This is a genomic window from Clostridium sp. (assembly GCF_034179595.1).
Lineage (GTDB): Bacteria > Bacillota > Clostridia > Clostridiales > Clostridiaceae > Clostridium.
This window is the reverse complement of the sequence record NZ_JAXFPT010000062.1, coordinates 1-6,722: the sequence shown is the minus strand read 5'-3', so window position 1 is coordinate 6,722 and position 6,722 is coordinate 1. Positions and strand designations below refer to the sequence as shown.

At 28.6% G+C, this 6,722-nt stretch carries 8 protein-coding genes; all 8 read right to left on the bottom strand.

Annotation, left to right across the window (positions count from 1 at the left end; translation table 11 throughout):
* The coding region (locus SPJ33_RS07260; protein ID WP_321117304.1) for an aldo/keto reductase at positions 1-443 on the bottom strand (443 nt) is incomplete at its 3' end.
* 184 nt (positions 444-627) lie between these two features.
* Positions 628-939, bottom strand: coding sequence for a PTS lactose/cellobiose transporter subunit IIA (locus SPJ33_RS07255; RefSeq protein ID WP_321117303.1), 312 nt, complete (start codon positions 937-939; stop codon positions 628-630).
* A 23-nt stretch (positions 940-962) separates the two neighbouring features.
* Positions 963-2,339, bottom strand: coding sequence for a PTS sugar transporter subunit IIC (locus SPJ33_RS07250; RefSeq protein ID WP_321117302.1), 1,377 nt, complete (start codon positions 2,337-2,339; stop codon positions 963-965).
* A 19-nt stretch (positions 2,340-2,358) separates the two neighbouring features.
* On the bottom strand, positions 2,359-2,661 hold the full coding sequence (locus SPJ33_RS07245) for a PTS sugar transporter subunit IIB (RefSeq protein WP_321117301.1): 303 nt from the start codon (positions 2,659-2,661) through the stop codon (positions 2,359-2,361).
* A 41-nt stretch (positions 2,662-2,702) separates the two neighbouring features.
* Positions 2,703-4,142 carry a glycoside hydrolase family 1 protein gene (locus tag SPJ33_RS07240; protein ID WP_321117300.1) on the bottom strand — a complete coding sequence of 480 codons (1,440 nt, stop codon included), beginning with the start codon at positions 4,140-4,142 and terminating at the stop codon, positions 2,703-2,705.
* A 185-nt stretch (positions 4,143-4,327) separates the two neighbouring features.
* A complete protein-coding gene (locus tag SPJ33_RS07235) occupies positions 4,328-5,059 on the bottom strand; it encodes a MurR/RpiR family transcriptional regulator (RefSeq protein ID WP_321117299.1) in 732 nt (243 codons plus the stop codon).
* Positions 5,060-5,080: 21 nt separating this feature from the next.
* Positions 5,081-5,977, bottom strand: coding sequence for an ROK family protein (locus SPJ33_RS07230; protein WP_321117298.1), 897 nt, complete (start codon positions 5,975-5,977; stop codon positions 5,081-5,083).
* Positions 5,978-6,074: 97 nt separating this feature from the next.
* Positions 6,075-6,722 (bottom strand): replication initiator protein A (locus tag SPJ33_RS07225; protein ID WP_321117297.1); only part of this gene is annotated, 648 nt, incomplete at its 5' end.

Sequence of the window (6,722 nt, the reverse complement as noted above, 5' to 3'; positions counted from 1 at the left end):
ACTTGTTTATCTAATGCTTCCATTATTTCTTGAATTGGAGTGTTATAATCCCATGCATGACATATATATAAATCTACATAATCAACTCCAAGATTATCTAAACTTTTATTTAAATTATTTTCAATATGCTCTTCTGCACTTACATTATCCTCAATATCTTCTTTTGTTCTTGGTAAAAATTTTGTAGCTATTATAACATCTTCACGCTTAACTAATTTCTTTAAAGCACGTCCAAGATATTGTTCACTTGTTCCATTTCCATATGCAATAGCTGTATCAAAAAAGTTTATTCCACTTTCAAGAGCCTTCTTTATAATCTCTGTAGATTTCTCCTCATCTAAAGTCCATGAATGTATTCCTTGTTTTGCTTCTCCAAAACCCATACACCCAAGACAAATTCTTGATACTATTAAATCTGAATTACCTAATCTTATATAATCCATAATACCCCCAAATTTTATTATAATTACAATTTATTCCATAACATAAATTATATTATTACACAATAAATTTTAAAATCCTTCTTTATAAAAATAATAGTAAGTTATTTAATACTCTAAAAATTATTTTTATAAAACAAAAGAGTGTCATTAAAAATGACACTCTTTTATATTTGAAATATAACCTTTATTTCCTTAATTCTTTATACATTTGAATCATTTCTTCTGCTAAAAGCTTTATAGTTTCAGTAGACATTATTTGATCTTCTGCATGCATTATTATTAATGAAAATTCAACCTTTTCACCATTTGCTTCTTTTTGTATTAATGATGAATGTGCATGATGTCCCTTTAAAAGAAATTCTGTTGATTCGTTTAATCTAGATTCAGCTTCATCATAATTCCCTTCTCTAGCAAGTTTTAAAGATTCCATCACTAATGATTTTGCCATACCTACATTACTAATTATTTCAAATGCTATTAATTCTATTTCTCCCATTATATCCTCCTAGTTAATTCAGACTAAACTAACATTTCTTCTTTCATTCCATCTATATTTGATTTTGCATTTAATTCTTCCTCTTCTGCTTTAACCGCAGCTTTATTTGCAGCTATTACAAATGGTGCATATACTAATACACTTGCTGCAAGACATATAATACCCATAACTAAGCCCATTATATTTCCACCTGTTCCTAAGAATGGCATTAATGGTCCTGGTGTTGTCCAAGGAACTGAAATTGCTACCGGTGGCATAATCTTGAGAACCATAATTGCGGTATAACCAATCATTATATTTACAAGTGGTGAAAGTACAAATGGAATTATATAAATAGGATTTAAAACTATTGGAAGTCCAAATATAACCATTTCGTTTATATTGAATAATCCTGGAGCTAAAGAAAGTTTAGCTATACTCTTTGACTCTTTTGTTTTACAGAATATTAGCATCGCAATAATTAATCCTAATGTACATCCAGATCCACCATACTCTGAAAAAGCAGTAGCTAATCCGCTGTATGTTACTGGGAAAGGAGATCCCCATGTAGTACCAGCATCAGCAAAGTGTAAAAGATTTGCATTACTTGCTTCTGAGAACATAGTATCTCTTATTGCTGCTATAGTGTTTGGTCCATGTATACCCATAACCCAAAGTAATTGAGCTAATGCAGATAATATAAGAACTGAGAATATACTTTGACTCATCTTAGTTAATGGTGTTTGAATTACGTTATAAACTAATTCATGTAATCCACCAGGTGCAAATATTTTAACTACATAATTTATTGCTGAGAATAATACAGTTGTAATAATAATTGGTAATAGTTGTTTAAAGGATCTTGCAACTGCTGGTGGTACTTGATCTGGCATCTTAATTTCTAATTTATCGCAATTTGATAATCTAGACATTAATTCACCAACCAATAAAGCTACCAATATCGCAACGAACAATCCTTGCGCCCCAGCATATTGAGTTGTAATGTAATTTACACCTTCATTATTAAAATATTCAGGATAAACAATAAAATAAACAGAAATCGCTGTTAAACCTGTTAATAAATCATCGCCTTTTAATGCTTTAGCTAGATTTCTAGCTATTAAAAATACAATAAGTATAGAAAATATATCTGCTGAACCTTTTATAACTGGAGAAAATACCGCTTGATATTTAGTTATGCCAGGACATATTTTATCAAATTGTAATATCTTAAACATAAACCCATCTGGAGATAAGAAAACATTATTAAGTAATACCATTAAAGAACCCGCCATTGTTAGTGGGAATGATAATATAAATGCATCTCTTATCGCACAAACATGTCTTTGTGAATTTAATCTACTAGCTATCGGCACTAATACCTTTTCGATTTGAGATTGAAATTTTTCCATCATACTCATAATCTGTATTATCTCCTTTTTACTTTATTTTTGCTAAGGTACTCTTTAATATTGACTTTCCATCCATTATTCCATAAGATCTCATATCAATTACTTCAACAGGTATTCTACCATTTGCAAGTTTTTCTACTAAAGACTTTTGGAAACGTACTTGTGGTCCTAATAATACTATATCTACTTCATTAATTTTGCTTGAACACTCTGCTACTGGTAATGCATTTATATCTACTTCTACATTAAATTCTTTAGCTGCATCTTTCATTTTATTAACAAGTAAGCTTGTTGACATTCCTGCTGAACATACTAATAATATTTTTTTCATAATAAACCCCACCCTTTTATATTTTTTTATTTTTATATTATTTATAGATTTCTACCATTACTATCTATAACATCTTTGTACCAATAGAAACTTTTTTTCTTTATTCTTCTTAAATCTTTTTCATCATGCTCATCTCTATCTACATATACAAAACCATAACGTTTTTGATATCCATTTAGCCAACTTAATAAGTCTGTAAATGACCATGTACAATATCCTAGAAGCTCAACACCATCTGTTATTGCTTCTTTACATGCTAAAACATGCTCTTTTAAGTATTTAATTCTATAATCATCATTTACGATTTCGCCATTTTCTAATTTATCAAATTCTCCAAGGCCATTTTCTGTAATTAATATTGGTAATCCGTATCTACTTGTTAATCTTCTTAATCCAATTCTTAATCCAGTAGCATCTATTGCCCAGTCCCAATTTGTTGTTTCTAAATATTCATTTTTCACATTTTTATAAACACCTGGTACGCCACTTTCTTTAGAACTTCCCTTTTTACCACTTGTATTCATTTCACTTGACATTCCTACACCATCTAAAGGATTCATTCCTACAGTTGATGTTTGATAATAGTTTATACCTATAAAATCAGGCTTTCCTCTTCCTAATAATTCAAGATCACCATCTTCAATTACTGGTGCTATACCTAACTTTTCATAATATTTTAATGCAAATGATGGATATGTTCCCTTACAATAAACATCAAGCCACCAGTTACAGTTTAATTCTTCTGCATTTTCTGCTGATAAAACATCTTGTGGATTACAGCTATTTGAATATATAGGTGAAAAAGCAAAGCTTGGACCAATCATTCCGTTTGGTACATAAGTTCTGAAAGATTCAATGACCTTTGCATTTGCTAAGTTTGCAATATGATTTGCTTGTAACATTCTCTTTTGATCTTTAACACCTGGTGGATGTAATGCTGTTAAATAACCTAATGTTAAAAATACATTTTGTTCATTTAATGTAACCCAATATTTTACCTTGTCTCCAAATCTCTTGAAAAGAGTTATACAATACTCATTAAAATCATTTATTATTTCTCTTGATTCCCAACCACCATATAAGTCTTGAAGATATTGAGGTAAATCCCAATGATATAAAGTAATTATTGGTTTTATATTATTTTTTATAAGCTCGTCTATTAAATTTTCATAAAACCTTAATCCTTCTTCATTTACTTCTCCTCTTCCATTTGGATATATACGAGTCCAAGCAATTGAAAATCTGTAGGCTTTAAGTCCCATTTCTGCCATTAAAGCTACATCTTCTTTATATCTGTTATAATGATCTACTGCTACATCCCCATTTGTATTTTCATAAGTTGTACCAGGCTTCTTTGTATATATATCCCATATACTTTCCCCTTTACCATCTTGATTCCAAGCACCTTCAACTTGATAAGCTGCCGATGCAGAACCCCATAAGAATTCTTCTCTGAATTCATCCAACTTGTTGTATATCATTTAATCAACCCCCTTGCAATTTAAGTATATGTTTCTTTGATAACATTTACAATATATTGAAGATCTAAAAAAATATGTTTTACTTTTGGTGAATTGGTACTAAAAAAAAACAAGCTGTTACATACATTATCAGCTTATTTTTTTATATAAAATTAAACAATTTATTTATTAAATTATAAGTAATATCACTCAATCACATATTGGTTATATAATTTCTTTCCTATTCTTTCTATCATATATAATACTGGTAATTGCGTAGTTATATCACTAAGGTTAATCTTAACTTGTTGCACATAATAAGGTATGTTTAAATCTGATAGCTTAGCAATAGTACAATTCTCACTATTTGTTATACTTGCAATGGAACATCCCTTTTCTTTAAATCCAACTACATTTTCTATAATTGTTTGTGTTTCTCCTGATACTGATAAAGCTATAACTAATGACTCGCCATGTGCTTCAAAATGCTTAGGGTAAAATGGATCATCAATATGGAATGAAAACTTCCCAATTGATGAAAAATGTCTAGCTGCATATTTACATAGTATGCCTGAAGACCCTATTCCAACAAATATTATATTATTTGCATTCTTAACCATATTGCATAATTTATCTAACTTCTTATCCAGATCACTATTTTCTATATTTTTAAGAAAGTTTATTATTTCTGAAGTATCATCACTAACTTTCTTAGTACTATTTTCTTCAATATACATCTTTAGCTTAACTTTAAATTCAGAGAATCCTTCACAATTTAACTTTTTACAAAACCTCAAAATAGTAGTTGTAGAAACATGTGCTTCACTTGCTAATTCTCTTATTCTCATATATATAACTTTTTTACTATTTTTCATTATATATTCATATAACAATAACTCTAAGCTATTTAAGCTCTGTATAACTTCATAATTAAACATCCATTACACCTTCATCTCATACTAATTTTTATTTGCGTTAATTATTGCACCTAATATATTAGAATCATTATTATATTTACATCTATCAATCTTAGTTGTAATAAAATCTGAATATAAATATTCTACACAATTTTCTTTATATTGCTTTTTTAGTTTATCAATAAACCAATCTTCCTCTGATATTCCTCCGCCTATGCATATAACTTCTGGATTATACATAACTGTAATAGCTACTAATTGAACTGTTATATTATTAATCCATTCATCTAATGCACTTATAGCTACTTCATCATTATTTAAATACTTATTACATACTTCATATCCATACTCAACTTTTTTATCTTCATCAACCTTACTGTTATATATCTCTATTAATCCAGTCATTGATGAATAATCACCCATTTTATCAATCTTTTTATCTTTGAAATTTATAAATGGGATATTATGAAATTCACCTGCATAAGCATCTTTTCCATATATAACACCATTTTCATCACATAAACAGCCTCCAGTACCTGTACCTAAAATTAAAAATGCAGAAGACTTACTTCCCTTTGCATTCCCAATTTCAAACTCACATAATCCTGCTGATTTAGCATCATTTATTGATGAAACCTTCTTATTAACTCTTCTTCTAATTTCATCATTTATATTTGTATGATACATAATTGCTACATTCTCTGCTGCATATGATTTAACATTTGAATCTTTATCAACAAGACCTGGCGCACTTACACCTATTGTATCTATAGAATCAAGTTCTTTTATATTTGCACATAGATAATCATAGAACTCATCTTTTGTATCAAATTTTATAGACTTAACTTTCCATTTCTCTTTAATGTTATATTCCTTATCAACTAATGCATATTTAATGAAAGTTCCCCCTATATCTATTCCCAAACTATACATTCCCATAAAATACCCCCATTAATATATTTTATATAAAAATTATATGCCTATTGTAAAATATTTACAATACATATTTTGTCTTAACTATACAAACACTATACATTTAAAGTGAATAACAAAGAAGTGTTTTTAAATATCCAACAGTATTTCTTATCTTGCCTTTTACACTTATCATCTTTTCATAAGCTAAATCTAAAATGTAGAGATTTCCATCAGCATCATTTAAAAGGGTGTTGGCGTCTTTATAATCTACAGACCACCCCAAAAGTTCCCTTGCTGTATCTAGAGTTTCTTTGTCATAATCAAAACTCTCTAAGTTTTTAGAATCAAAATCCTCATTAAAGTTTTGATTTGATTGAGTCTTAGTTAAGTCAGTTTTATTATATTTAGTTTTATTTATATTAGTCTTATTATGGCTTTGAAAAACAAAACTCTTAACCTTTGCTTTTAAATTATCTGATTTTTGATTTTCAAAATCATCATTATTTGAATTTCTATCATCTGAATTTTGATTTTCAAAACTATCTAAGTCGTATAAAAATATCTTGTTACATCTGCCAAGCCCTACTTTTTCTTCAAAGATTAAATTATGTTCTTTTAATTCATTCATAATCTTAACCATCTTTTGAGTTCCCTTAACTCCAAGTTTTTTCATAAGATCCTTTCTCTTTATTCTTACAAAAACATCTCCCTCTTCATTGACCCAATCATTTTCAATAGATAAAGATACCATATCAAGTAAAAGAGAATA

What these genes read in the sequence shown, in the direction of transcription:
- SPJ33_RS07255 (WP_321117303.1), bottom strand. Translation starts at nt 939, where the DNA reads ATGGGAGAAATAGAATTAATAGCATTTGAAATAATTAGTAATGTAGGT.
- SPJ33_RS07250 (WP_321117302.1), bottom strand. Translation starts at nt 2,339, where the DNA reads ATGAGTATGATGGAAAAATTTCAATCTCAAATCGAAAAGGTATTAGTG.
- SPJ33_RS07245 (WP_321117301.1), bottom strand. Translation starts at nt 2,661, where the DNA reads ATGAAAAAAATATTATTAGTATGTTCAGCAGGAATGTCAACAAGCTTA.
- SPJ33_RS07240 (WP_321117300.1), bottom strand. Translation starts at nt 4,142, where the DNA reads ATGATATACAACAAGTTGGATGAATTCAGAGAAGAATTCTTATGGGGT.
- SPJ33_RS07235 (WP_321117299.1), bottom strand. Translation starts at nt 5,059, where the DNA reads ATGTTTAATTATGAAGTTATACAGAGCTTAAATAGCTTAGAGTTATTG.
- SPJ33_RS07230 (WP_321117298.1), bottom strand. Translation starts at nt 5,977, where the DNA reads ATGGGAATGTATAGTTTGGGAATAGATATAGGGGGAACTTTCATTAAA.